Source organism: Pseudomonas sp. AC463 (assembly GCF_979253585.1).
On record NZ_CEEDDZ010000007.1, the window covers coordinates 24355 to 48817 of the forward strand.

The following is a 24463-nucleotide window of genomic DNA, read 5'->3' on the forward strand; positions in this document are numbered from 1 at the left end:
CCAGTGTGTACTGTTCAGCTTCCATATCGTGGAGATCAGTTGATGATTTACGAAGGTAAAGCCATCACGGTTAAGGCTCTTGAAAGTGGCATCGTCGAATTGAAATTCGACCTCAAGGGTGAGTCCGTCAACAAGTTCAACCGTCTAACCCTGAATGAATTGCGTCAGGCCGTAGATACCATCAAAGCAGATGCTTCGGTCAAGGGCGTGATCGTCTCCAGCGGCAAGGACGTGTTTATCGTCGGCGCTGACATCACCGAATTCGTCGACAACTTCAAGCTGCCCGATGCCGAGCTGGTGGCTGGCAACCTCGAAGCCAACAAGATTTTCAGCGATTTCGAAGACCTCAACGTGCCAACCGTTGCCGCGATCAATGGCATCGCGCTGGGCGGCGGCTTCGAAATGTGCCTGGCCGCAGACTTCCGTGTCATGTCGGCCACTGCCAAAATCGGCCTGCCTGAAGTCAAGTTGGGCATCTACCCGGGCTTCGGCGGCACCGTACGCCTGCCGCGCCTGATCGGTGCCGACAACGCCATCGAGTGGATTGCCGCCGGCAAGGAAAACCGTGCAGAAGACGCGCTGAAAGTCGGCGCCGTCGATGCCGTGGTTGCCCCGGACAAACTGGCCGAAGCCGCACTGAACCTGATCAAGGGCGCCATCAGCGGCGAATTTGACTACAAGGCCAAGCGTCAGCCGAAGCTGGAAAAACTCAAGCTCAACGCCATCGAACAAATGATGTCGTTCGAAACCGCCAAAGGTTTCGTGGCTGGCCAGGCCGGCCCGAACTACCCGGCGCCGGTTGAAGCGATCAAGACCATCCAGAAGGCCGCGAACTTCGGTCGCGACAAAGCCCTGGAAGTGGAAGCTGCTGGCTTCGTCAAACTGGCGAAGACCTCGGCTGCACAGAGCCTGATCGGCCTGTTCCTGAACGACCAGGAGCTGAAGAAAAAGGCCAAGGCCTACGACGAAATCGCTCGCGACGTGAAACAGGCTGCCGTACTCGGCGCCGGTATCATGGGTGGCGGTATCGCCTATCAGTCGGCGTCCAAAGGCACGCCGATCCTGATGAAAGACATCAACGAACACGGTATCGAGCAAGGCCTGGCGGAAGCCGCCAAGCTGCTGGTCGGTCGCGTGGACAAAGGTCGTATGACCGCTGCGAAAATGGCTGAAGTGCTTAACGGCATTCGTCCTACGCTGTCCTACGGCGATTTCGGCCACGTCGACCTGGTGGTCGAAGCGGTTGTCGAGAACCCGAAGGTCAAGCAAGCGGTACTGGCTGAAGTTGAAGCCCAGGTTAAAGACGACACCATCCTGGCCTCCAACACCTCGACCATTTCCATCTCGCTGCTGGCCAAGGCCCTCAAGCGTCCGGAAAACTTCGTCGGCATGCACTTCTTCAACCCGGTGCACATGATGCCGCTGGTGGAAGTGATCCGTGGCGAGAAGTCCAGCGAGCTGGCGGTTGCCACCACCGTTGCCTACGCCAAGAAAATGGGCAAGAACCCGATCGTGGTCAATGACTGCCCGGGCTTCCTGGTCAACCGCGTGCTGTTCCCGTACTTCGGCGGTTTCGCCAAGCTGGTCAGTGCCGGTGTGGACTTCGTGCGCATCGACAAGGTCATGGAAAAATTCGGCTGGCCAATGGGCCCGGCGTACCTGATGGACGTGGTCGGCATCGACACCGGCCACCACGGTCGCGACGTGATGGCTGAAGGCTTCCCGGACCGCATGAAAGACGACCGCCGCTCGGCGATCGACGCGCTGTACGAGGCCAAGCGCCTGGGCCAGAAGAACGGCAAGGGTTTCTACGCCTACGAGGCCGACAAGAAGGGCAAGCAGAAGAAAGTGGCCGACCCGTCGGTGCACGAAGTGCTGGCTCCGGTCATCTACGAGCAGCGTGAGGTGTCGGACGAAGACATCATCAACTGGATGATGATCGCCCTGTGCCTGGAAACCGTGCGTTGCTTGGAAGACGGCATCGTTGAAACCGCCGCCGAAGCCGATATGGGCCTGGTGTACGGTATTGGTTTCCCTCCATTCCGTGGCGGTGCGCTGCGTTACATCGACTCGATCGGTGTGGCCGAGTTCGTTGCCCTGGCTGACAAATACGCTGATCTGGGCCCGCTGTACCACCCGACCGCGAAGCTGCGTGAAATGGCCAAGAACGGCCAGAGCTTCTTCGGTTAAGCGCCCAGACGAATAGAGCGAGAATATTTATGAGCTTGAATCCAAGAGACGTGGTGATTGTCGACTTCGGTCGCACACCGATGGGCCGCTCCAAGGGCGGCATGCACCGCAACACCCGTGCCGAAGACATGTCCGCGCACCTGATCAGCAAGCTGCTGGAGCGTAACGTCAAGGTCGACCCTAACGAAGTCGAGGACGTGATCTGGGGCTGCGTCAACCAGACCCTGGAGCAGGGCTGGAACATCGCGCGCATGGCGTCGTTGATGACCCAGATCCCGCACACGGCTGCCGGCCAGACCGTGAGCCGCCTGTGCGGTTCGTCGATGAGCGCGCTGCACACGGCCGCCCAGGCGATCATGACCGGTAACGGTGATGTGTTCGTGGTCGGCGGCGTGGAGCACATGGGCCACGTCAGCATGATGCACGGCGTAGACCCTAACCCGCACATGTCGCTGTACGCGGCAAAAGCCTCGGGCATGATGGGCCTCACTGCAGAAATGCTCGGCAAGATGCACGGCATTACCCGCGAAGCCCAGGACGCGTTCGGCGTGCGCTCCCACCAGCTCGCCCACAAGGCGACCGTGGAAGGCAAGTTCAAGGATGAAATCATCCCGATGAACGGTTACGACGAGAACGGCTTCCTGAAACTGTTCGACTACGACGAGACCATTCGTCCGGATACCACCCTGGAAAGCCTGGCGGCCTTGAAACCTGCCTTCAATCCAAAGGGCGGCACCGTGACAGCCGGCACTTCGTCGCAAATCACCGACGGTGCTTCGTGCATGATCGTGATGTCGGCGCAGCGTGCCCAGGACTTGGGCATTCAGCCGCTGGCCGTGATCCGGTCGATGGCCGTGGCGGGTGTGGACCCGGCGATCATGGGCTATGGTCCAGTACCGGCCACACAAAAAGCCTTGAAGCGCGCGGGCCTGACCATCTCCGATATCGACTTCTTCGAGCTCAACGAAGCTTTCGCCGCACAGGCCCTGCCAGTGCTGAAAGATCTGAAAGTACTCGACAAGATGAACGAGAAGGTTAACCTGCACGGCGGTGCGATTGCCCTGGGCCACCCATTCGGTTGCTCCGGTGCACGTATTTCCGGCACTTTGCTTAACGTGATGAAGCAAAATGGCGGCAACCTTGGGGTTGCAACCATGTGCATTGGTCTCGGCCAAGGCATTTCCACCGTCTTCGAACGCGTCTAAAGGTTCGGTTGGCGGCAGCCGGGGCCCAGTGCCCCGGTTTTTGTTTTTTGGCGGTTTTGAATTTTTTTTTAATAAATTTTGTAAGAGGGCCAGAGCATGCAAGTCGAACCAGGGCTCTACCAACATTATAAGGGGCCGCAGTACCGTGTTTTTAACGTGGCACGGCACTCCGAGACTGAAGAAGAAGTGGTGTTTTACCAAGCACTGTATGGCGATTACGGCTTTTGGGTGCGCCCCTTGAGCATGTTCCTGGAGAGCGTCGAAGTTGACGGCAAGCAGGTCCCGCGCTTTGCTTTGGTCCAGGCCGAACCCAGTCTTTTTTCAGGGCAATAACGGCAGGCCGCGCAGAATGCTGCGCTTGACCTCACCTTGTTGCCACTATATATAGCGTTGCCGCGTCAGGCGCCAACTGCCTTTCACTTCTCGAATTCAGGAATTTTCTGATCCATGGGCAAATCGCTGGTCATTGTGGAATCCCCGGCTAAGGCCAAGACCATCAACAAGTACTTGGGCAACGAGTACGTGGTGAAGTCGAGTATCGGCCATATCCGAGACCTGCCCACCAGCGGTTCGGCTAGCGCCAGCAAGGAGCCTGCCGCCAAGCGTGGCAAGGCGGCTGCGGGCGAAGGTCCGGTGCTCACGCCTAAAGAGAAAGCGCGCAAGCAGTTGGTCTCGCGCATGGGTGTGGACCCGGAGCATGGCTGGAAGGCCAAGTACGAAATCCTTCCGGGCAAGGAAAAGGTCATCGAAGAGCTGCGCCGGCTCGCCAAAGATGCCGACACCATCTATCTCGCAACGGACTTGGACCGCGAAGGGGAAGCCATTGCCTGGCACCTGCGGGAAGCCATCGGCGGTGATGACAGCCGCTACAAGCGTGTGGTGTTCAACGAAATCACCAAGAAAGCCATCCAGGAAGCCTTCTCCAAGCCGGGCGAGCTGGACATCGACCGCGTCAACGCCCAACAGGCGCGTCGTTTCCTCGACCGCGTCGTGGGCTACATGGTCTCGCCACTGCTGTGGGCCAAGATCGCCCGCGGCCTGTCGGCCGGCCGTGTGCAGTCGGTAGCGGTGAAGCTGGTGGTGGAGCGTGAGCGCGAGATCCGTGCGTTCAACCCCGAAGAATACTGGGAAGTCCACGCCGACCTCGGTACCGCCAAGGGCGCCAATGTGCGCTTTGAAGTGGCCCGCGAGAAAGGCGAGGCCTTCAAGCCGCTGAACGAAGCCCAGGCCACGGCCGCGCTGGAAAAGCTCAAGTCTTCCAGCTACAGCATCGTCAAGCGCGAAGACAAACCGACCAGCAGCAAGCCGTCGGCACCGTTCATCACGTCCACCCTGCAACAGGCCGCGAGCAACCGCCTGGGCTTCGGCGTGAAGAAAACCATGATGATGGCCCAGCGTCTGTACGAAGCCGGCTACATCACTTATATGCGTACTGACTCCACCAACCTGTCGCAAGACGCGGTGGCGATGGCGCGTACTTATATTGAAAGCGAATTCGGCAAGAAGTACCTGCCGGAGAAGCCGAACGTCTACAGCAGCAAAGAGGGCGCCCAGGAGGCTCACGAAGCGATTCGTCCTTCCGACGCCAACACCGAGCCAAGCAAGCTCAGTGGCATGGAGCGCGACGCTGAGCGCCTCTACGAGCTGATCTGGCGCCAGTTCCTGGCGTGCCAGATGCTGCCGGCGCAATACCTGTCCACCACCGTCAGTGTGGCCGCTGGCGACTTCGAGCTGCGTGCCAAGGGCCGTATCCTCAAGTTCGACGGTTACACCCGTGTGATGCCGCAAATCGCCAAGCCTGGCGATGACGATGTGCTGCCGGACATGGCCCAGGGCGACACGTTGAAGCTGATCAAGCTCGACCCGTCCCAGCACTTCACCAAGCCGCCGGCACGTTACTCGGAAGCCAGCCTGGTGAAAGAGATGGAAAAACGCGGTATCGGTCGTCCTTCGACCTACGCGGCGATCATCTCGACTATCCAGGATCGCGGCTATGTGGCGTTGCACAACCGTCGCTTCTATTCGGAAAAGATGGGCGACATCGTCACCGAGCGCCTCTCCGAGAGTTTCTCCAACCTGATGGACTACGGCTTCACCGCCGGCATGGAAGAGAACCTCGATGACGTGGCCCAGGGCGAGCGCGACTGGAAAAACGTGCTGGACGAGTTCTACGGCGACTTCAAGAAGAAGCTCGAAGTGGCCGAAAGCCCTGAAAGCGGCATGCGCGCCAACCAGCCGGTGATGACCGACATCCCGTGCCTGACCTGCGGGCGCCCGATGCAGATTCGTACCGCGTCCACCGGCGTGTTCCTCGGTTGCTCGGGCTACAGCCTGCCGCCGAAAGAACGCTGCAAGGCCACCGTCAACCTGGTGCCGGGCGATGAAATCGCGGCCGACGACGAGGGTGAGTCCGAATCGTTGGTGCTGCGTGGCAAGCACCGTTGCCCTATTTGCAGCACGGCGATGGACGCCTACCTGCTGGACGAGAAGCACAAGCTGCACATCTGCGGTAATAACCCGGATTGCGACGGCTACGAGATCGAAGAAGGCAGCTACCGCATCAAGGGCTACGAAGGTCCGAGCCTGGAATGCGACAAGTGCGGCAGCGAGATGCAGCTCAAGACCGGCCGTTTCGGCAAGTTCTTCGGTTGCACCAACCCGACGTGCAAGAACACCCGCAAACTGCTGAAGAGCGGTGATGCGGCGCCGCCGAAGATGGACCCGGTGAAGATGCCCGAACTCAAGTGCGAGAAGGTCAACGACACCTACATCCTGCGTGACGGCGCTTCGGGGCTGTTCCTGGCTGCCAGCCAGTTCCCGAAAAACCGCGAGACCCGCGCACCGCTGGTGCTGGAGATCGTGCCGCACAAGGACGAGATCGATCCCAAGTACCACTTCCTGTGTGAAGCGCCGAATAAGGATCCCGACGGTCGCCCGGCCGTGATCCGCTACAGCCGCAAGACCAAGGAGCAGTACGTGCAGACCGAAGTGGACGGCAAGCCTACCGGCTGGAAAGCGTTCTACGACGGCGGCAAATGGAAGGTCGAAGACAAGCGCCAGGGCGCTTGATCGTCTAATCTGCCGGATACAAAGGCCGCCTGCATAGGCGGCCTTTTTTTGCGCTTGCAGTAGTCTTGGCTGATCCGTGACACTGTTAAGCCAGCATCACGCCTATTCGTTGTGGAGATTGCCGTCATGGCCAACGAACTCTATACCCGTACCAATCAGAAAATTTACTTCGCGGGTTTGTCCCTGGAAGCCCTTGGCCGTGCCGAGGAAGGGAAGGAGATGAATGCCATCGCGCTGGTCCAGGCGGGGCGTGAGGCGGCCTTGTTCCACCTGTACGGTGCCTTGTTGGGATTGTGCCATGAGATCGCCGGGTTCTACCGCTTGCCGCAGGCCGGTTCGCCCCGTGCAGAAATGATCATGAATCGCGAAGTTCTGGAGAGCATGGCCATCCCTGAGTTGGCCGAGCTGGTGGAAATGGCCCAGAGCCCGGACAGCTGGGTGGCACGCTTGCTCAAGGCGCATGCGGACATGTTCCAGCCGCCGCGTATCCCCCATGTGCCCAAGGGCGACGTGACCCAGACGCTGATCGTGGCGGTGGCACTGGAGGAAGAAGAGCCAAAGCCGTTGAGCCGGGAAGAGCTGGAAGGCTGGCGCCAGGAGCTGAAAAAGATGGCGCTGCGTTTTCGCGAAGGCCTGAACGAGTGCTGAAACCGGCACGGGTTCAGAAAACACCGTTCATCAAGCCGTAAAGAAACCTCTTCAGTTCCTCAGCGAGGCCGGGTGGATGACTGATATAATCCCGGCCTTTCGTGGAGAACAGACTTTTATGCCGACGTCCTTTCTGGAAATTGTTGAACTGCCTGACGGCCGAATCGAGCTGCGCCGGGCTGAGGACGAGGGTTCTCTGGTCATTCTGGATTTTTCCGAAGACGCAAAAGCATTCCTGCAAGGCCAGCACGTGGAAGTCGCAAAAGCGATGTTGAGCGTAGGTGTGCAGATGGCGGGCCGCCTGGCGGAAGGCGAGCCGGAGAAGGACGATGGGCCGCGGGTGCTTCACTGAGTTTCAGTGAAAAGCCGGGTTGTTGTGGCGAGCGAGCTTGCTCGCGCTGGGCCGCCAAGCGGCCCCAAAACCAGACACCGCGTCATGACTGATGTACCGCATTAAGCTATCTATCTAGGGCCGCTTCGCAGCCCAGCGCGAGCAAGCTCGCTCGCCACATTATCCCAATCGAATATTCAAGCTCTGTGCATCGCCGGTACGTGCGGCGCTGATCAGTTGTTGCTTGGCCGTCGCATTCAACGGGTTCAACCAGCTCACTACGGTATGGCTACGGCCCAGGCGCAAAGCTTCGCAGGTCAACTGCTGGGCGCTTTGCATGCCGCGTGGTTGCAGCAACAGGATCCGTTCGCGGTTGAGGCCGGCGTCCCGCAGCCAGGCCTGGGTCAGGCTGGCGGGCGGGGCGATCAGTGTCAGCCAGCGGGCGTCCTGTTCCTCGCTCAATTCGCGCAGGATCGGCGCCAGCAGGCTCAAGCAGCTCCCGGCAGCACCGCGCAACGACAGTTCACTGAACGCCTCGGGTTCGGCGCTCCAGGGCGCCTCGACCGTTTCCTTGAGGATCGGCGCAAGGGGTTGGGCCATAAAGGCCTCGAACAGCGACAGTTGTGTGTGTTGCGGGGTGTGCACGAGCTGCATGATGTCTCCTTTAGCGGCGGATAACGCCGACACTCAAGCCTTCGATCACCAGGTCCTGATCTTTCAGGTTCACTTCAATCGGGGCGAACTCAGGGTTCTCGGCCAGGAGCCAGACCTTGCTGCCTTCGCGCTTGAAGCGTTTGACGGTGACTTCGTCGCCAATACGGGCAACGACGATCTGGCCATTACGGGCTTCGCGAGTGGTGTGGACGGCCAGCAGGTCGCCGTCGAAAATCCCCACGTCCTTCATGCTCATGCCGTGCACGCGCAACAGGTAGTCGGCGCGAGGATGGAAGAAGGTCGGGTTGATGTTGCAGGATTCTTCAACGTGTTGCTGTGCCAGGATCGGTGCACCGGCGGCGACGCGGCCGATGATCGGCAGTGTCGATTCGTCGGCCTTGGCTTCAAAGCCAGGGATACGAATACCGCGCGAAGCACCCGGGGTCATTTCGATAGCACCTTTGCGAGCGAGGGCCTTGAGGTGTTCCTCGGCAGCGTTGGGTGACTTGAACCCCAGTTCCTGCGCAATTTCCGCTCGCGTCGGCGGGTAGCCGTTGTCATCGAGGCAGCGCTTGATAAAAGCCAGAATCTCAGCTTGGCGTGGCGTCAGTTTTAGCATGTTGATCGCTCTGTCTTTTTATACAGTGACTGGGATTATATACAGTGAACTGCGCTTGGCAATCATCCTTTTTCGGCACTCCGCTGGACGGTCATTCGTCACCCGTCCTGCAGGGCAGAGATAGCGCCGCCTCCAGGGCGTGACGGATGTGATTAAATAGCCATGAAATAGATGACTGCCCGGCCGGAAAACGAACCCGCAGGCTTGACAAGACACACCCTGAAACGTATGTTTCAAACAAGTGTTTGTCAGGCGGAGTAGCCATGGCCCAGTCGGAAACCGTTGAACGCATTCTCGATGCTGCCGAGCAATTGTTCGCGGAAAAAGGATTTGCTGAAACTTCATTGCGGCTGATCACCAGCAAGGCGGGGGTCAACCTCGCGGCAGTGAACTACCATTTCGGCTCGAAAAAAGCCCTGATCCAGGCCGTGTTCTCGCGCTTCCTGGGGCCGTTCTGCGCCAGCCTCGACCGTGAGCTGGAGCGCCGCCAGGCCAAGGCCGACCACAAGCCAAGCCTGGAAGACCTGCTGGAAATCCTCGTGGAGCAAGCGCTGGTGGTTCAACCGCGTAGCGGCAATGACTTGTCGATCTTCATGCGCTTGTTGGGCCTGGCGTTCAGCCAAAGCCAGGGCCACCTGAGGCGTTATCTGGAAGACATGTACGGCAAGGTTTTCCGTCGCTACATGTTGCTGGTCAACGAAGCGGCGCCGCGTATCCCGCCGATCGAGCTGTTCTGGCGCGTGCACTTCATGCTCGGCGCGGCAGCGTTCAGCATGTCCGGGATCAAGGCATTGCGTGCGATTGCCGAGACCGATTTCGGCGTCAACACCTCCATTGAGCAGGTGATGCGCCTGATGGTGCCGTTCCTGGCCGCCGGCATGCGCGCCGAAACCGGGGTGACCGACCCGACCATGGCGGCCGCGCAACTGCGCCCGCGCAGCAAAACTGTGCCGACCGTCGCCAAGGTTTGACCGCCCCGGGTGTGCGCGGCCGCTTGCATCCGCTAAGCTAGCCGCCATGCCGATTTCAGCTATTTACTCGCAACCTGTTGTGCTCGCCGCGTGTCTCGCGCGTGGTGAGTGCAACGGGTTGTGTGCGTTATTTAAGGAAGGTTTATGACTGCTGCCCTGCAAGGCTCTTTGATGGTCGACGTGGCCGGTACCTGGCTGACGGCCGAGGATCGTCACTTGTTGCGCCAACCCGAAGTGGGCGGCCTGATCATTTTCGCGCGCAATATCGAGCACCCGCGCCAGGTACGTGAATTGAGTGCTGCGATCCGTGCCGTGCGCCCCGACCTGTTGCTGGCCGTCGACCAGGAAGGCGGCCGCGTGCAGCGCCTGCGCCAGGGTTTTGTGCGCCTGCCGGCCATGCGCGCGTTGGCGGATAACCCCAACGCTGAATACCTGGCCGAGCAGTGCGGCTGGATCATGGCCACTGAAGTGCTGGCGGTGGGCCTGGATCTTAGTTTCGCCCCGGTGCTGGACCTCGACTACCAACGCAGCGCCGTGGTCGGCACCCGCTCATTCGAAGGCGACCCCGAGCGCGCCGCAGTGCTTGCCGGTGCGTTTATTCGCGGCATGAACAGCGCCGGCATGGCGGCCACCGGTAAACACTTTCCGGGCCATGGTTGGGCCGAGGCCGATTCCCACGTAGCGATTCCCAATGATGAACGCAGCCTGGAACAGATTCGCGCGAATGACCTGGTGCCTTTCGCACGCCTGAGCAAGCAATTGGCGGCCGTGATGCCGGCCCACGTGATCTACCCGCAGGTTGACGCCCAGCCGGCCGGCTTCTCGCGCCGTTGGTTGCAGGACATCCTGCGCGGCGAGTTGCAGTTTGACGGGGTGATTTTCAGCGATGATCTGTCGATGGCCGGTGCCCATGTGGTCGGCGATGCGGCCAGTCGGATTGAGGCGGCGCTGACGGCGGGTTGCGATATGGGTTTGGTGTGTAACGATCGTGCGGCGGCTGAGTTGGCGCTAAGCGCTGCGCAGCGCATGAAGGTTACGCCGTCTGCTCGTATTGCGCGGATGCGTGGGCAGGCGATTGCGTCGACCGCGTACAAACAGGATCCGCGTTGGTTGGCGGCGCTGAACGCGTTGCGGGAGGCTCAGTTGATCGACTGAAGACCGCATCGGGGGCAAGCCCCCTCCCACTCTTGAATTGTGAATACGCACAAATGTGGGAGGGGGCTTGCCCCCGATAGCGATCTTACAGTCAGCGCTTCTCTTGCTTGTGAGGCAACGGCGCAAACAGCGCCTCGATATCCTCGTTACCCAACTGCCAATCCCCCGTCGTGCGCCCATCCAGCACGCCTGCCGCCAGGTCGGATTTCTCCTTCTGCAGGTGCTGGATTTTCTCCTCCACCGTGCCCCGCGCGATCATCTTGTACACGAACACCGGCTTCTCCTGCCCGATGCGATAGGCACGGTCGGTGGCCTGGTTTTCCGTGGCCGGGTTCCACCAGGGGTCGTAGTGGATCACGGTGTCGGCTTCGGTCAGGTTCAGGCCTACGCCGCCGGCTTTCAGGCTGATCAGGAAAATCTGTAGCTTGCCGCTCTGGAAGTCCTTCACCGGCGTGCGCCGATCACGGGTCTGGCCGGTCAGCAGTGCGTAGGCAATATCGCGTTTTTTCAGTTCCACTTCGATCAGGCTCAGCATCGAGGTGAACTGGGAGAACAGCAGAATCCGGCGCCCTTCGGCAAACAGCTCTTCGAGCATTTCCATCAGGCTGTCGAGCTTGCCCGAGCTGCTGCCGCGTGCGGGCAGGGTGGCGTCGTTGACCAGACGCAGGTCACAGCACACCTGGCGCAACTTGAGCAGCGCTTCGAGAATGATGATCTGGCTGCGCGCCACGCCTTTGCGGGTGATCTCGTCGCGGACCTTTTTATCCATGGCCAGGCGCATGGTTTCGTACACGTCGCGCTGGGCCTCATTGAGGTCGACCCAGTGGATGATCTCGGTCTTGGGCGGCAATTCCGTCGCGACCTGTTCCTTGGTACGGCGCAGCAGGAAAGGTTTTATCCGACCATTGAGGTGCTGTAGTCGTACATCGCTCGCGCGTTTTTCGATGGGCACCCGGTAATCGCGGTTGAAGCTTTTTACATCGCCCAGCCAGCCCGGCAGCAGGAAGTGGAACAGCGACCACAGCTCGCCCAGGTGGTTTTCCAGCGGCGTGCCGCTCAGGCACAGGCGCTGCCGCGCATTCAGCTCGCGTGCAGCCTGGGCGGCTTTGCTGGACGGGTTCTTGATGTACTGGGCTTCGTCGAGGATCAGCACATGCAGGGGCTGGGCGGCGAGGGTGTCGATGTCCTTGGGCAGCAGGGCATAGGTGGTCAGCAGCAGGTCGTAGTCCTGCAAGCTCGCGAAATGTTTCTTGCGCGCCGCGCCGTATAACGCCAGCACCTTGAGCTGCGGGGTGAAGTGCGCTGCTTCGTCCAGCCAGTTGGGGATCAGGCTGGTGGGCATCACCACCATGCACGGGCGGTCCAGGCGCCCGGCGGCTTTCTCGCTGAGAATATGCGCCAGAGTTTGTAGGGTTTTGCCCAGACCCATGTCATCCGCGAGAATCCCGCCGACATCCAATTGCCGCAGCGACTGCATCCAGCTCAAACCTTCCAACTGGTACGGGCGCAAGGTCGCGTTCAGCCCTTCAGGCGCTTCACAACTGAAGCCCTTGATATCCCGCAGGCGCTGGGCGAAGTTGCGGATCTTCTCGCCTCCCTCCCATTGCAGGGGCAGGTCTTCCAGCGGGTTGAGGCGGATCGCATCGGCCTTGGCCAGGCGCAGCGTGGTGGTGCCGGCGTCCTGTAGATAAAACTCGCCGAGGGTCGCCAGTACCGGCTTTAAGCGGCCGTAGGGCAACGCCACTTGCAGCGGGCCATGGCCGTTGGGCAGGCCGGGAATGTTCACCAGGATCAGCTCATCGTCGCGGCGCCGCGCGAGTTTTTCCGGGTTGAGGATTTCGGTGTGTGAGCGCATCAGGTTGAGCAGGATCGGCAGCAGGCTCAGGCGCTCACCGTTGACGATGATCCCCAGTTCCAGGTCAAACCAATCGCGCTCCGGGCCTTCGTCGACGGTGGCGTACCAGTCATCGACCGCGCTCAGGTCAAAACCGAAATCCTCATCGATCTGCAACTCCCAACCCTCCGCGCGCAAGGTCGGCGAGGCATTCAGGGTGAAGTTCAGCCAGGCGCTGTCATTGACCATCTCGAACAGCTCGCCGGCACTTTCCGGCAGGGCCTTGCTCTGGCGCGTGGCAATCTTGAAGCCAAGCAGGCGCAATTGCTCGCGATAGGGTTGCTCCAGCTCGGGATGCCGCTTGATGCGCAGGCTCTGGGTTTCCTGGCGCACGATGATGTCGGCGTTTTTTTGCCCGCTGACATAGTTGCCCAGGTAGTTGAACGACAGCGCCGCACGGTGCTGGATATAGCGCTGCATCTTGCCGTTGCGCGGTTCAAACGCGCTGAACTCAACACTCGCCAGCCACAGGCGTGGCACCGGAGGCACATCTTCCATCACCACTTGCGGCAGTACGACGCGATTGTCCAGCACGGCCTGCAGCTTCTCCAGCAGTTCCGCATCCTGGGCCGCCGCCGGGTAGGCCAGGGTTTCCTGGACCTTGAGCAGCACCGCCGCAATGTGTTTGCAATTGGTGTGCACCGGGCAGGTACAGCGGCTGTCCACCAGGATCAGCGTGCCCTTGGCCGATTCGCGCAACGAGATGGTCTGCCGGTAAACATTGCCGCCCGAGCCCTCGCAACTGGCGACGATGGTGCTGTCGCCGGACTCGACAATGCGCACGCGGTTCTCCAGCGCGTAACGTCGCCCACGCTCCAGGCTTTGCTCTTTGAAGCGATTGGCCCACGAAGGGGCCAGGGGTTTGGTCAATGACGACGTCAGGGGCATGGCGCTGGATCAGTCCTGAATGTCGGGCGGTGGTGCGCTGGGGGGCTTGGCGGTCAAGGAGGTGATCTTGATAAGCAGCGCCAGGTGGCCGCCGTCCAGGTAGTTGAGCTGATTATTCTTGGTACGTACGTCGGTCTGGCTCAGGTGCTCGCTGGCGACCACGCTGCCGTTGGCGTCGAACTGGTTGATCCAGAAATTCGCATCGATATCGGTGAAGCGCCCCAGTTGCAGGTTTAACACGCCTTCAATGGGAAACTGGCCGAACTGCTCCTGGCCGTCGGTGATCGAGATCTTCACCGGCTGCTCGCCCAGGTTCTGTTCCCAGGCCTTGTGCGCGAGCACGGTGTAGCTGTTGTCGGCGCGCAGTTTGTCGACGATGTTGCCCAGGCGCGGCGGGCTCATCTTGTCGCCCAGGCGCACGGCACCGGCATCCCAGTTTTCCGGCGCGGGGCGGCTGCTGATCACCGGTTCCGCGTTCTGGCGCACCAGGATCATTTCCACCTGGTAGGGGCTGTCGGCAAACGCCGCCGGTGCCACTACCACCAACATCAGGCTCAAAATGCGGAACAGGCGCATTGGGGCGTCCTTCAAGCAGTTTTCGGGATGAGGCGCTCGAACAACGCCTCCAATGTATTAAAGCGTTCTTCAGCGCGTTCCATCGGCACCATGAACTTGAACAGCGTAGCCCCTTCGAACTTGTAGCGGTTGGGCTGGCCCTGGATCAGTTTGATAAGGACCAATGGGTCCACCGGCGTCTGCGCTTCGAACTCGATGCGCCCACCCTGCGGCCCGGCGTCGACCTTCTTGATGCCCAGTTGCTCGGCCTGCAGTTTGAGCAGGGTCAGGCGCACCAGGTTCTTGGTCGGTTCCGGCAGCAGGCCGAAGCGGTCGATCATCTCCACTTGCAGGTCCTTGAGGCCTTCTTCGTCGGTGGCCGAGGCGATGCGCTTGTACAGGATCAGCCGCGCATGCACGTCGGGCAGGTAGTCTTCGGGAATCAACGCCGGCAAACGCAGGTTGATTTCCGGCCCGCCGCCCAGGGGCTGGTCGAGGTTCGGTTGCTCGCCCTTGCGGATGGCTTTCACCGCGCGCTCGAGCATCTCCATATAAAGAGTGAAACCTACGGCCTGGATCTGCCCGCTCTGGCCGTCGCCCAGCAATTCGCCGGCACCACGGATTTCCAGGTCGTTGGTGGCCAGCACAAAACCGGCGCCGAGGTCCTGGGTGTTGGCGATCGCTTCCAGGCGCTTTTCCGCGTCGGAGGTGATCTGTTGGCGCGGCGGCGTCAGCAGGTAGGCGTAGGCCTGGTGGTGGCTGCGACCAACACGACCACGCAGCTGGTGCAGTTGCGCAAGACCGAACTTGTCGGCGCGCTCGATAATGATGGTGTTGGCGCTCGGCACGTCGATACCGGTCTCGATGATGGTCGAGGCGATCAGTACGTTAAAACGCTTGTGGTAGAAGTCGCTCATCACCTGTTCGAGTTCGCGCTCGCGCATCTGCCCGTGGCCGATGGCGATCCGTGCTTCCGGCACCAATTCGGCGAGGTCGGCGGCGCATTTCTCGATGGTTTTCACGTCGTTGTGCAGGTAGTACACCTGGCCACCACGGAGCAATTCGCGCAGCAGTGCTTCCTTGACCGTGCTTTTGTTCTGCTCCATGACGAAGGTGCGCACCGACAGACGCCGCGCCGGCGGCGTGGCGATGATCGACAAGTCGCGCATGCCCGACACCGCCATGTTCAGCGTGCGTGGGATCGGCGTCGCAGTCAGCGTAAGAATGTCGACTTCGCTGCGCAGGGCCTTGAGCTGTTCTTTCTGGCGCACACCGAAGCGGTGTTCTTCGTCGATGATCACCAGGCCCAGGTTCTTGATCTTCACATCGTCCGACAGCAATTTGTGCGTACCGATCACGATGTCGATCTTGCCTTCGGCGAGGTCGGCGATGGCGGCGTTCACTTCCTTGGCGGACTTGAAGCGGCTCATCACTTCGACGGTCACCGGCCAGTCGGCAAAGCGGTCGCGAAAACTGTTGTAGTGCTGCTGGGCGAGCAGGGTGGTCGGCACCAGGATCGCCACCTGGCGGCCGCCGTGTACGGCAATGAAGGCGGCGCGCATGGCCACTTCGGTCTTGCCGAAGCCCACGTCGCCGCACACCAGGCGGTCCATCGGCTTGGGCGCGAGCATGTCGGCGCGCACGGCTTCGATGGTGGTTTGCTGGTCCGGGGTTTCTTCGAAGGCAAAGCCGGCGCTGAAGGTGGCGTAGTCGGCTTTCGGGTCGGCGAACGCATAACCTTCGCGCGCTGCGCGGCGTGCATAGATGTCGAGCAGCTCGGCGGCCACATCGCGCACTTGTTCGGCGGCCTTGCGCTTGGCTTTCTGCCAGGTCTCGGAGCCCAGGCGGTGCAACGGCGCCAGAGCGTCGTCGCTGCCGGTGTAGCGGGCGATCAGGTGCAGGCTGGCCACTGGCACGTAGAGCTTGGCGCCCTCGGCGTACTCCATGGTGAGGAATTCGGCGGCCTGATTGTCGATCTCCAGGGTTTGCAGGCCCAGGTAGCGGCCTACGCCGTGGTCGATATGCACCACCGGCGCGCCTTCACGCAGCTCGGTGAGGTTTTTGATGACCGCGTCGTTGTTGGCGTCGGCGCGTTTTTCGCGGCGGCGACGCTGCATCACGCGTTGGCCGAACAGCGGGCTTTCGGCGATCAGTGCCAGGGCCGGGTCGTCCAGCAGCAGGCCTTCGTCCAGCGGCGCGATGGTGATCGCCAAGCGGTGCTTGCTGGCGACAAAGTCCGGCCAGCTGTCGACGGTTTTCGGCCGCAGCTTGAGGCGTTCGAGCAGTTCCAGCAGCACTTCACGGCGGCCGGCGGATTCGGCGGTAAACAGCACGCTGCCGGGGAAGTCGCCGAGGAAGTTGGACAGTGCTTCCAGTGGCTGCGTGGCCTTGGCCTGGATCGCCAGATCCGGCAGCGCGGCGGCGGGGAAGCGTTCGCGACCACCGCCGGCGTCCACGTCCTGTTGGCTGGCGACCACACGCGGCCAGCTTTTCAGGCGGGCGAAGCAGTCTTCCACCGGCAGGAACAGCTCGGCGGGCGGCAATAAAGGCCGGGACGGATCGACGCGGCGCTCTTCATAACGGTTGCGCACGTCGTTCCAGAAGTTTTCCGCCGCCTGCTCGATGCCTGGCAGCGAGAACACTTGGGTGTCCTGGGGCAGATAATCGAACAGGGTGGAGGTTTCGTCGAAGAACAGCGGCAGGTAGTACTCGATACCGGCCGGTGTAATCCCGCTGCTCAGGTCCTGGAAGATCGGGCAGCGGCGGAAATCCACGTCGAAGCGTTCGCGAAAGCGTGCCTTGAAGCGCGTGACCGCGTCTTTTTGCAGCGGGAATTCCCGCGCCGGCAGCAGCTTGATCGAGTCCACCTTGTCGATGGAGCGCTGGTTTTCCGGATCGAAGGTGCGCAGGGTCTCGATTTCGTCATCGAACAAGTCGATGCGGTACGGCAACTTGCTGCCCATCGGGAACAGGTCGATCAGCGCGCCGCGCACCGCGAATTCGCCATGCTCGTACACCGTGTCGACGCAGCGATAACCGCTGGCTTCCAGGCGCGTGCGCATCTGCTCCACATCGAGTTTCTGGCCGACATCGAGCACCAGGCTGCTGCCGAGCAGGAACTTGGTCGGCGCCAGGCGGTGCAGGGCCGTGGTGATTGGCACCACCAGCACGCCGTGGGCCAGTTCCGGCAGGCGGTACAGGCTGGCGATGCGCTGGGAAATGATGTCCTGGTGCGGCGAGAACAGGTCGTAGGGCAGGGTTTCCCAGTCGGGAAAATGCAGCACCGGCAAATCGGGGGCGAAGAAGCTCAGCTCCTGCTCCAACCGTTCGGCGCTTTGGCTGTCGGCGGTAAGCAGCAGGGTAAAGCGCTTGGCTGCGCTGGCAGCCTCGGCAATGGCCAGGCTCAGGGCGGCACCGGGCAGGTTGCCCCAGTGCTGTTTACCTGCCGCGGCAGGGAGAAGCGGTAGACGCAGAACGGGCACGGAAGGTTGAGCTCCAAGCGTTGCGACAAAGTCGGTAATTGTAGCGGCCCGAGGTGCCGCCTGTCAGTTGCTGACTGAGCCTATTACGGTTTGCAGGAAATGTAGTGGCTAAGACAAACAATGGTGCATTTTGACTCAATATGTAGTGCCATTTTGCACGTAAGTTTTGGAGAGTTACGGACAAGTCGGCGTAGGCGCTTGGCTAGTGGCCTTCTGGAACCCGCGTATTTACTGGGCTGCAGAGGGGCGGTATTTTTCCGCAAGGGGTTTTTGTTGTAGGGCGCGCATTGCTCCGAGGGCAGTCGGGCGGCATAATGTAGCCCCTTTTTTCAGCCCCTACATGTGGAAGGTTCCCGTGACTCAGAAGCCCGACCAGTGTCTTGGTGAATGGATCGACCGTGAAGCACTCGCAGAAGCGATGATCCCGCTTATCGGTCAGCTGTACCGCAATAACAATGTGGTGAGCTCGATCTATGGCCGCAGCCTGATCAACCAGTCAGTCATCGCGATTCTCAAGGCGCATCGCTTTGCTCGCCATCGTTCTGCCGACGACAGCGAACTCTCCGTCCACGAAACATTCCCTCTGCTTAAAGCCATGAGCGAGCTCAAGCTCGGCGCGGCCTCGGTAGACCTGGGCAAGCTGGCCTACAAATTCCGCAAGGAAGGCGCTGGCCGCACCGCCGAGCAGTTCGTGCGTGAAGAAATGGCCGATGTGGTTGGCCAGCAGAACGCCGCCGCCCGCAAAGGCACCGACGTTGTGCTGTACGGCTTCGGTCGTATCGGCCGCCTGCTGGCGCGCATCCTGATCGAAAAAACCGGTGGCGGCGACGGCCTGCGCCTGCGTGCCATCGTGGTGCGCAAAGGCGCCGAGAACGACCTGACCAAACGCGCCAGCCTGCTGCGCCGCGATTCGGTACACGGCCCGTTCAACGGCACCATCGTCATCGACGAAGAAAACAGCACCATCACCGCCAACGGTAACCTGATCCAGGTGATCTACGCGAAGAACCCGGCTGAGGTGGACTACACCCAGTACGGCATCAAGGACGCCCTGCTGGTGGACAACACCGGCGTATGGCGTGATGCCGAAGGCCTGGGCCAGCACCTGGCCTGCCCGGGTATCGACCGCGTTGTCCTGACCGCACCGGGCAAGGGCAAGCTGAAGAACATCGTGCATGGCATCAACCATGGCGAAATCACCGCTGACGACAAGATCGTGTCCGCCGCTTCCTGCACCACCAACGCCATCGTGCCGGTGCTGAAGGCTGTGAATGACAAGTTCGGCATCGTTAACGGCCACGTTGAAACCGTTCACTCGTACACCAACGACCAGAACCTGATCGACAACTTCCACAAGGGCGATCGCCGTGGCCGTAGCGCCGCGTTGAACATGGTGATCACCGAGACCGGTGCGGCCACCGCTGCTGCCAAGGCCCTGCCTGAGCTGGCCGGCAAGCTGACCGGTAACGCGATCCGTGTTCCGACGCCAAACGTGTCGATGGCCATTCTCAACCTCAACCTTGAGAAAGCCGCCACCCGTGAAGAGATGAACGAGTACCTGCGCTACATGGCGTTGCACTCCGATCTGCACAAGCAAATCGACTACGTCAACTCGCAGGAAGTGGTCTCCACCGACTTCGTGGGCTCGCGCCACGCCGGTGTGGTGGACGCGGAAGCGACCATTACCCAGGACAACCGCGTTGTGCTGTACGTGTGGTACGACAACGAGTTCGGCTACAGCTGCCAGGTGGTTCGCGTGATGGAAGACATGGCCGGGGTCAACCCGCCTGCGTTCCCGCGCTAAGCATTAGCGGTTAATAAAAAAAGCCCCGACTGGTTCGGGGTTTTTTTATGCCTGTGGGGTTTTGGGTGACTGATAGGGCCTCATCGGGGGCTTGCCCTCGATGAGGACGGTGCAGCCAACTCAGTTCAGCAGCTTGCCACGCAATTCATCAGACAACCCCTTAGGCGCCAACCAAATACCCATATAGGTCCTGGCCAGTTCATCGCTACGACTGCTAAACACCACCTCACCATTAATCTCCAGATTCAACCCACGCCCCGGACGAAAATCCAGTGCATACCGATCACCGCTATGGATATTACGAAAGCTGGCATGCAGCTTTTCAATCTCGGGCTTCAATCGGCCTTTGGCCTGCTGGCGCTCCAGCGTCGCGGTGGCAGCCTTGATCACATCACTGCGGTCGATGTCGCGAAAGTAATACAACGCCAGGCGCACGGCTTTTTGCTGACTCCAGGCCTGCCTTGCACTCAACTCCTGCGGGGCATACAGCGCAGCCGCGTACACATCCGCCCAAAGATAAGTGAGCACTGCCTGGTTTTTCAGCACCAGTCCCTCTGCTTGCGCCGCAAAGCCGGCTTGCTTGAGACGCTCCGCATCACTGGCGTGAGCGGTCAGCGAGAGCATCATCACCAAACAGATAAGTAGTTGTCGCATAATGGCCCACCCCTGAAATCAGCGCTGATTTGCGTGCTGTAGTATGGCAAGACTGGCCTACGACGCGACCAAGGGTTAATGTGCGCGGCGTTGAGCCTTATATAGACTGTGCCCCGGTTCACACACTTGAGCCAAATTGTCCTTCATGACCGCTGGCCGCGGCATGATTTAGCCAGGCGTCCAACCGTACGCCTGGCCTGTTCTGAGGAGTACGCATGGCTGTCTACAACTACGACGTGGTGGTACTGGGTTCCGGCCCGGCTGGAGAAGGTGCGGCGATGAACGCCGCGAAGGCAGGGCGCAAGGTGGCGATGGTCGATAGCCGTCGCCAGGTCGGCGGTAACTGCACCCACCTGGGTACCATCCCGTCCAAGGCCTTGCGTCACTCGGTCCGCCAGATCATGCAGTTCAACACCAACCCGATGTTCCGGGCGATTGGTGAGCCGCGCTGGTTCTCGTTCCCGGACGTGCTGAAAAGCGCCGAGAAAGTCATTTCCAAACAAGTCGCCTCGCGTACCGGCTACTACGCCCGTAACCGCGTCGACCTGTTCTTCGGCACCGGCAGCTTCGCCGACGAGCAAACCATTGAAGTGGTGTGCCCCAACGGCGTGGTTGAGAAGCTGGTGGCCAAGCACATCATCATCGCCACCGGTTCGCGCCCGTATCGCCCGGCGGATATCGATTTCCACCACCCGCGTATCTACGATAGCGACACCATCCTGAGCCTGGGCCACACCCCGCGCAAACTGATTATCTATGGCGCCGGCGTGATCGGTTGCGAATACGCCTCGATCTTCAGCGGCCTGGGTGTGCTGGTGGAGCTGGTGGATAACCGCGACCAGCTGCTGAGCTTCCTCGACTCGGAAATTTCCCAGGCGTTGAGCTACCACTTCAGCAACAACAACATCACCGTGCGCCACAACGAAGAGTACGAGCGCGTCGAAGGCCTGGACAACGGGGTGATCCTGCACCTTAAGTCCGGCAAGAAAATCAAGGCCGACGCCTTGCTGTGGTGCAACGGACGTACCGGCAACACCGACAAGCTGGGCATGGAAAACATCGGGGTCAAGGTCAACAGCCGTGGCCAGATCGAAGTGGATGAGAACTACCAGACCTGCGTGCCAAACATCTACGGAGCCGGTGACGTGATCGGCTGGCCAAGCCTGGCCAGTGCCGCCCATGACCAGGGCCGTTCGGCGGCGGGCAGCATCGTCGATAATGGCAGCTGGCGTTATGTGAACGACGTGCCGACCGGGATCTACACCATTCCCGAGATCAGCTCGATCGGCAAGAACGAGCACGAACTGACCAAGGCCAAGGTGCCTTACGAAGTGGGCAAGGCGTTCTTCAAGAGCATGGCGCGTGCACAGATCGCCGGCGAGCCCCAGGGCATGCTGAAGATCCTGTTCCATCGTGAAACCCTGGAAGTCCTCGGCGTGCACTGCTTCGGCTACCAGGCCTCGGAGATCGTGCACATCGGCCAGGCGATCATGAACCAGCCGGGTGAACTCAATACGCTCAAGTATTTTGTGAACACCACGTTCAACTACCCGACCATGGCTGAAGCCTATCGGGTAGCGGCCTACGACGGCCTCAACCGGCTTTTTTGAGCGGCTCCGGCCGGTGGCCTGAGCCGGCCGGGGAGACCGATTTCAGTAATTCCCGAGGGTGGCAGTGGCCAAACCGGGAAAGTCTGTAATCAGGCTATCTACGCCGAAGTCGGCGAGCCTGCGCATCAGCGCGGGTTCGTTGACTGTCCACACGGACACGTGCAAACCCTGGCGCTGGGCTTTCTCCAGACGCTCGGGGGTGCACAGCGTCCAGTTCAACGCCAAGTATTCACAGCCATAGTTCTGCGCGACCTTCAACGGGTCGAGCCAGGCGTATTCGGCGACCAGGCCGCGTGACAGGTCCGGGGTGAGTTCAACCGCTGCTTTCAATACTTCCCGCGAGCTTGAGGTCACGGTGACCTTGTCCATCAGGCCGTGCCTTACGGCCATCTCCCGGATCGCCAGCACGGTGGTTGCGGCGCGGGTGCGCGAAGCGCTTTTGACTTCCAGTTGCCAGTGATCGAAGTCGCACTTTTCGAACAGCTCTTCCAGACGCGGGATCGGGCACGGCTTGACCCAGCCCGGGCCGCCTTTGCGCGCGTCCATCTTTACCAGGTCCGCCGCCGAATACTCGACGACTTTGCCGCGCCGGTCAGCGGTGCGCTTGAGGGTCGGGTCGTGGATGACCATCAACTCGCCGTCCATGGACAGGTGCAAGTCCAGTTCGCAACGGCGTACGCCGTGCTTGAGGCACTCCTGAAAGCTGGTCAGGGTGTTTTCCGGTGCTTCGCCTTTGGCACCGCGGTGGCCATAAATCAGGGTCACAGTTGCTCCTTTGCGCCAGGTCGTCCGGCGGTGTGAATACGTAGTCAGAGGTCGTCGCTTTGTTCACGCGCCAGGCGGCGCTCCTGGGCTTGTTTTTGCAGGATGTAGCGCGCGAGCAATTGGCGTTGGGCGTCGGTCATGGATTCGAACTCGGTGCCAACGTCAAAGCCATCGCCCTTGGGGTCGCAATGGGTGACGCGCGCGCGCAGCAGCAGGCCGAGCGCCTGGGGCATCAGCACCAGCTTGACCGCCAGGTGTGCGCCGGCCGGCAGGGGCGTGGGGTGCTGGAAGTCGATGCCGCCTTCGGAAATGATCACCGGCTGCGGCGCGCCGACCTCGTCCAGCAGGCCGCGCGCCATGATCTGGCTGAGCAGGTCCACGCGTTTGTTCTGCACACGCAGGAAGGCGGCGAGGGTGCGATCCTTCTCGCTGAGCTGGCGCAACAGGTGCTGGGCTTCGAATTCGCTCAGGTGCAATTCACTGAGCAGATTGAACAGCGGGGAATCATCCAGCAACACTTCCTTGCTCGCCGCTTCGGGGGCAGACAGGCTTTTGATTTGAAGTGCGATCATGTCGTCGATACGGTAGTATTCGCGGCGTTCTTCTTCATCTAATGTCGACATGGCGAACCCCAGGTAACGGTAATGGTCTGAGTGTAAAGCTGCTTACCAGACCCCGCCACCGGGACGTCTTCTTTTCCTCCGAACAAGCCCCGACATGTTCAGACCTCTCTTCGTATTTATCGGCACGCGTTATACCCGTGCAAAGCGTCGCAATCATTTTGTGTCGTTCATTTCCTTGACCTCGATGATCGGGCTCGCCTTGGGCGTGGTCGTGATGATTGTGGTGCTGTCGGTGATGAACGGCTTCGATCATGAGATGCGCACCCGTGTGCTGGGCATGGTGCCCCACGCGACCATCGAGGGCGATGCGCCGATCAGCGACTGGCAAAGCCTGGCCGCCAAGGTCAAGCAGAACCCCAAGGTGGTGGCCGTAGCGCCCTTCACCCAGATGCAGGGGCTGCTGACCAACGACGGCAAGGTTCAGAAGATCCTGCTCAATGCCATCGACCCGGCCCAGGAACGCAACGTCTCGATCATCGACAAGTTCATGCTGCAGGGCAAACTTGACGATCTGGCGCCCGGCAGTTTCGGCATCGTGATCGGCGACAAGGCCGCGGCCAAGCTCGGTGTGGGCCTCGGCGACAAGCTGACCTTCGTCGCGCCGGAAGTCACCGTAACCCCGGCCGGCATGTTCCCGCGCATGAAGCGCTTCACCGTGGTCGGCACCTTCCACGTCGGCGCTGGGGAGATCGACGGTTACCTCGGCCTGACCAACCTCACCGACCTGGCCCGCCTGCATCGCTGGCAGCCGGACCAGGTGCAGGGCTTGCGCCTCAAGTTCAACGACCTGTTCGACGCGCCGCGCGGCGCCTGGGAAATCGCCCAGCACCTGGGTGAATCCCAGTATTACGCCCGCGACTGGACTCGCACCCACGGCAACCTGTACCAGGCCATCCGCATGGAAAAAGCCATGATCGGCCTGCTGTTACTGCTGATCGTCGCCGTGGCCGCCTTCAATATCATCTCCACCCTGGTGATGGTGGTGAACGACAAGAAGGGCGACATCGCCATCCTGCGTACCCTGGGCGCCACACCGGGGCAGATCATGGCGATCTTCATGGTGCAGGGCACCGTGATCGGCGTGGTCGGCACCTTGATCGGCACCGCCGTCGGCATCCTGGCCGCGTTGAATGTCAGCGCCGCCATCGCCGCGCTGGAGAAAGTCCTCGGGCACAAGTTCCTCAACGCCGACGTCTACTTCATCGATTACCTGCCGTCCCAGGTGCAAGCCCAGGACGTGTTGATGGTGGGCGGCGCTGCGTTGGTATTGAGTTTCCTTGCCACCCTGTATCCAGCCTGGCGCGCGGCACGTACCCAGCCAGCACAGGCCTTACGTTATGAGTGAA

At 60.8% G+C, this 24463-nt stretch carries 19 protein-coding genes; 11 read left to right on the plus strand and 8 right to left on the minus strand.

The features are described from left to right. Nucleotides 1–42 precede the first annotated feature (42 nt). The 6 genes from fadB to AC0IYH_RS10350 all read left to right on the plus strand — a co-directional run bounded on the left by fadB (nucleotide 43) and on the right by AC0IYH_RS10350 (nucleotide 7464). Nucleotides 43–2190: a fatty acid oxidation complex subunit alpha FadB gene (gene fadB / locus AC0IYH_RS10325; protein WP_101267702.1), complete on the plus strand. Its 2148-nt coding sequence runs from the start codon at nucleotides 43–45 to the stop codon at nucleotides 2188–2190. Nucleotides 2191–2219: 29 nt separating this feature from the next. Next, on the plus strand, nucleotides 2220–3395 hold the full coding sequence (gene fadA / locus AC0IYH_RS10330; protein ID WP_026136849.1) for an acetyl-CoA C-acyltransferase FadA: 1176 nt from the start codon (nucleotides 2220–2222) through the stop codon (nucleotides 3393–3395). A 96-nt stretch (nucleotides 3396–3491) separates the two neighbouring features. Further along, nucleotides 3492–3728 carry a DUF1653 domain-containing protein gene (locus tag AC0IYH_RS10335; protein WP_116629487.1) on the plus strand — a complete coding sequence of 79 codons (237 nt, stop codon included), beginning with the start codon at nucleotides 3492–3494 and terminating at the stop codon, nucleotides 3726–3728. Nucleotides 3729–3842: 114 nt separating this feature from the next. Further along, the gene (gene topA, locus AC0IYH_RS10340) at nucleotides 3843–6464 is read left to right on the plus strand and encodes a type I DNA topoisomerase (RefSeq protein ID WP_471834168.1); all 2622 of its coding nucleotides are present in this window, start codon (nucleotides 3843–3845) and stop codon (nucleotides 6462–6464) included. Between the two features lie 126 nt (nucleotides 6465–6590). After that, entirely contained in the window at nucleotides 6591–7112 is a 522-nt protein-coding gene (locus AC0IYH_RS10345; protein WP_471834169.1) for a DUF6586 family protein, read from the plus strand. Nucleotides 7113–7230: 118 nt separating this feature from the next. Next, a complete protein-coding gene (locus AC0IYH_RS10350; protein ID WP_053255041.1) occupies nucleotides 7231–7464 on the plus strand; it encodes a hypothetical protein in 234 nt (77 codons plus the stop codon). A 159-nt stretch (nucleotides 7465–7623) separates the two neighbouring features. Here AC0IYH_RS10350 and sulA read toward each other — a convergent pair whose 3' ends face one another. Both sulA and lexA read right to left on the minus strand, forming a co-directional pair. Next, nucleotides 7624–8097, minus strand: coding sequence for an SOS-induced cell division inhibitor SulA (gene sulA / locus AC0IYH_RS10355; protein WP_116629489.1), 474 nt, complete (start codon nucleotides 8095–8097; stop codon nucleotides 7624–7626). Between the two features lie 10 nt (nucleotides 8098–8107). Then, nucleotides 8108–8716 (minus strand): transcriptional repressor LexA, encoded by a 609-nt coding sequence (gene lexA / locus AC0IYH_RS10360; RefSeq protein WP_169355608.1) that lies wholly within the window; start codon nucleotides 8714–8716, stop codon nucleotides 8108–8110. A 263-nt stretch (nucleotides 8717–8979) separates the two neighbouring features. On the opposite strand from lexA, the gene AC0IYH_RS10365 reads away from it, so the two are divergent. Both AC0IYH_RS10365 and nagZ read left to right on the plus strand, forming a co-directional pair. Next, nucleotides 8980–9687: a TetR/AcrR family transcriptional regulator gene (locus tag AC0IYH_RS10365; protein ID WP_122772986.1), complete on the plus strand. Its 708-nt coding sequence runs from the start codon at nucleotides 8980–8982 to the stop codon at nucleotides 9685–9687. Between the two features lie 144 nt (nucleotides 9688–9831). Continuing rightward, on the plus strand, nucleotides 9832–10842 hold the full coding sequence (nagZ, locus tag AC0IYH_RS10370) for a beta-N-acetylhexosaminidase (RefSeq protein WP_471834172.1): 1011 nt from the start codon (nucleotides 9832–9834) through the stop codon (nucleotides 10840–10842). Nucleotides 10843–10933: 91 nt separating this feature from the next. Here nagZ and AC0IYH_RS10375 read toward each other — a convergent pair whose 3' ends face one another. The 3 genes from AC0IYH_RS10375 to mfd are packed head-to-tail and all read right to left on the minus strand — an operon-like array spanning nucleotide 10934 to nucleotide 17661. After that, nucleotides 10934–13624 carry a DEAD/DEAH box helicase gene (locus AC0IYH_RS10375; protein WP_122772988.1) on the minus strand — a complete coding sequence of 897 codons (2691 nt, stop codon included), beginning with the start codon at nucleotides 13622–13624 and terminating at the stop codon, nucleotides 10934–10936. 9 nt (nucleotides 13625–13633) lie between these two features. Further along, nucleotides 13634–14200 (minus strand): CsiV family protein, encoded by a 567-nt coding sequence (locus AC0IYH_RS10380; RefSeq protein ID WP_471834174.1) that lies wholly within the window; start codon nucleotides 14198–14200, stop codon nucleotides 13634–13636. Between the two features lie 11 nt (nucleotides 14201–14211). After that, a complete protein-coding gene (gene mfd / locus AC0IYH_RS10385) occupies nucleotides 14212–17661 on the minus strand; it encodes a transcription-repair coupling factor (RefSeq protein ID WP_471834176.1) in 3450 nt (1149 codons plus the stop codon). Nucleotides 17662–18001: 340 nt separating this feature from the next. On the opposite strand from mfd, the gene AC0IYH_RS10390 reads away from it, so the two are divergent. Beyond that, entirely contained in the window at nucleotides 18002–19465 is a 1464-nt protein-coding gene (locus tag AC0IYH_RS10390) for a glyceraldehyde-3-phosphate dehydrogenase (RefSeq protein ID WP_471834178.1), read from the plus strand. A 120-nt stretch (nucleotides 19466–19585) separates the two neighbouring features. Here AC0IYH_RS10390 and AC0IYH_RS10395 read toward each other — a convergent pair whose 3' ends face one another. Next, the gene (locus AC0IYH_RS10395; RefSeq protein ID WP_471834179.1) at nucleotides 19586–20119 is read right to left on the minus strand and encodes a chalcone isomerase family protein; all 534 of its coding nucleotides are present in this window, start codon (nucleotides 20117–20119) and stop codon (nucleotides 19586–19588) included. A gap of 215 nt (nucleotides 20120–20334) precedes the next feature. On the opposite strand from AC0IYH_RS10395, the gene sthA reads away from it, so the two are divergent. Then, nucleotides 20335–21729, plus strand: coding sequence for a Si-specific NAD(P)(+) transhydrogenase (gene sthA / locus AC0IYH_RS10400; protein WP_116629497.1), 1395 nt, complete (start codon nucleotides 20335–20337; stop codon nucleotides 21727–21729). 42 nt (nucleotides 21730–21771) lie between these two features. Here sthA and AC0IYH_RS10405 read toward each other — a convergent pair whose 3' ends face one another. Together AC0IYH_RS10405 and AC0IYH_RS10410 are read right to left on the minus strand one after the other, a co-directional pair. Next, nucleotides 21772–22494 (minus strand): glycerophosphodiester phosphodiesterase, encoded by a 723-nt coding sequence (locus AC0IYH_RS10405; protein ID WP_116629498.1) that lies wholly within the window; start codon nucleotides 22492–22494, stop codon nucleotides 21772–21774. Between the two features lie 44 nt (nucleotides 22495–22538). Then, nucleotides 22539–23117, minus strand: a complete 579-nt coding sequence (locus tag AC0IYH_RS10410; RefSeq protein WP_116629499.1) for a PilZ domain-containing protein — start codon at nucleotides 23115–23117, stop codon at nucleotides 22539–22541. A 94-nt stretch (nucleotides 23118–23211) separates the two neighbouring features. Between AC0IYH_RS10410 and AC0IYH_RS10415 the strand changes: the two genes are divergently transcribed. Continuing rightward, nucleotides 23212–24462 (plus strand): lipoprotein-releasing ABC transporter permease subunit, encoded by a 1251-nt coding sequence (locus tag AC0IYH_RS10415; protein ID WP_101267732.1) that lies wholly within the window; start codon nucleotides 23212–23214, stop codon nucleotides 24460–24462. Nucleotide 24463 lies beyond the last annotated feature (1 nt).

Excerpts from the sequence above, each read along its gene's own strand:
- AC0IYH_RS10380 (WP_471834174.1), bottom strand. The coding sequence starts at position 14,200 with ATGCGCCTGTTCCGCATTTTGAGCCTGATGTTGGTGGTAGTGGCACCG.
- AC0IYH_RS10415 (WP_101267732.1), top strand. The coding sequence starts at position 23,212 with ATGTTCAGACCTCTCTTCGTATTTATCGGCACGCGTTATACCCGTGCA.
- AC0IYH_RS10345 (WP_471834169.1), top strand. The coding sequence starts at position 6,591 with ATGGCCAACGAACTCTATACCCGTACCAATCAGAAAATTTACTTCGCG.
- AC0IYH_RS10375 (WP_122772988.1), bottom strand. The coding sequence starts at position 13,624 with ATGCCCCTGACGTCGTCATTGACCAAACCCCTGGCCCCTTCGTGGGCC.
- AC0IYH_RS10350 (WP_053255041.1), top strand. The coding sequence starts at position 7,231 with ATGCCGACGTCCTTTCTGGAAATTGTTGAACTGCCTGACGGCCGAATC.
- sthA (WP_116629497.1), top strand. The coding sequence starts at position 20,335 with ATGGCTGTCTACAACTACGACGTGGTGGTACTGGGTTCCGGCCCGGCT.
- topA (WP_471834168.1), top strand. The coding sequence starts at position 3,843 with ATGGGCAAATCGCTGGTCATTGTGGAATCCCCGGCTAAGGCCAAGACC.
- fadA (WP_026136849.1), top strand. The coding sequence starts at position 2,220 with ATGAGCTTGAATCCAAGAGACGTGGTGATTGTCGACTTCGGTCGCACA.
- AC0IYH_RS10335 (WP_116629487.1), top strand. The coding sequence starts at position 3,492 with ATGCAAGTCGAACCAGGGCTCTACCAACATTATAAGGGGCCGCAGTAC.
- AC0IYH_RS10365 (WP_122772986.1), top strand. The coding sequence starts at position 8,980 with ATGGCCCAGTCGGAAACCGTTGAACGCATTCTCGATGCTGCCGAGCAA.
- fadB (WP_101267702.1), top strand. The coding sequence starts at position 43 with ATGATTTACGAAGGTAAAGCCATCACGGTTAAGGCTCTTGAAAGTGGC.
- lexA (WP_169355608.1), bottom strand. The coding sequence starts at position 8,716 with ATGCTAAAACTGACGCCACGCCAAGCTGAGATTCTGGCTTTTATCAAG.
- nagZ (WP_471834172.1), top strand. The coding sequence starts at position 9,832 with ATGACTGCTGCCCTGCAAGGCTCTTTGATGGTCGACGTGGCCGGTACC.
- AC0IYH_RS10410 (WP_116629499.1), bottom strand. The coding sequence starts at position 23,117 with ATGTCGACATTAGATGAAGAAGAACGCCGCGAATACTACCGTATCGAC.
- AC0IYH_RS10395 (WP_471834179.1), bottom strand. The coding sequence starts at position 20,119 with ATGCGACAACTACTTATCTGTTTGGTGATGATGCTCTCGCTGACCGCT.
- AC0IYH_RS10390 (WP_471834178.1), top strand. The coding sequence starts at position 18,002 with ATGTGGAAGGTTCCCGTGACTCAGAAGCCCGACCAGTGTCTTGGTGAA.
- sulA (WP_116629489.1), bottom strand. The coding sequence starts at position 8,097 with ATGCAGCTCGTGCACACCCCGCAACACACACAACTGTCGCTGTTCGAG.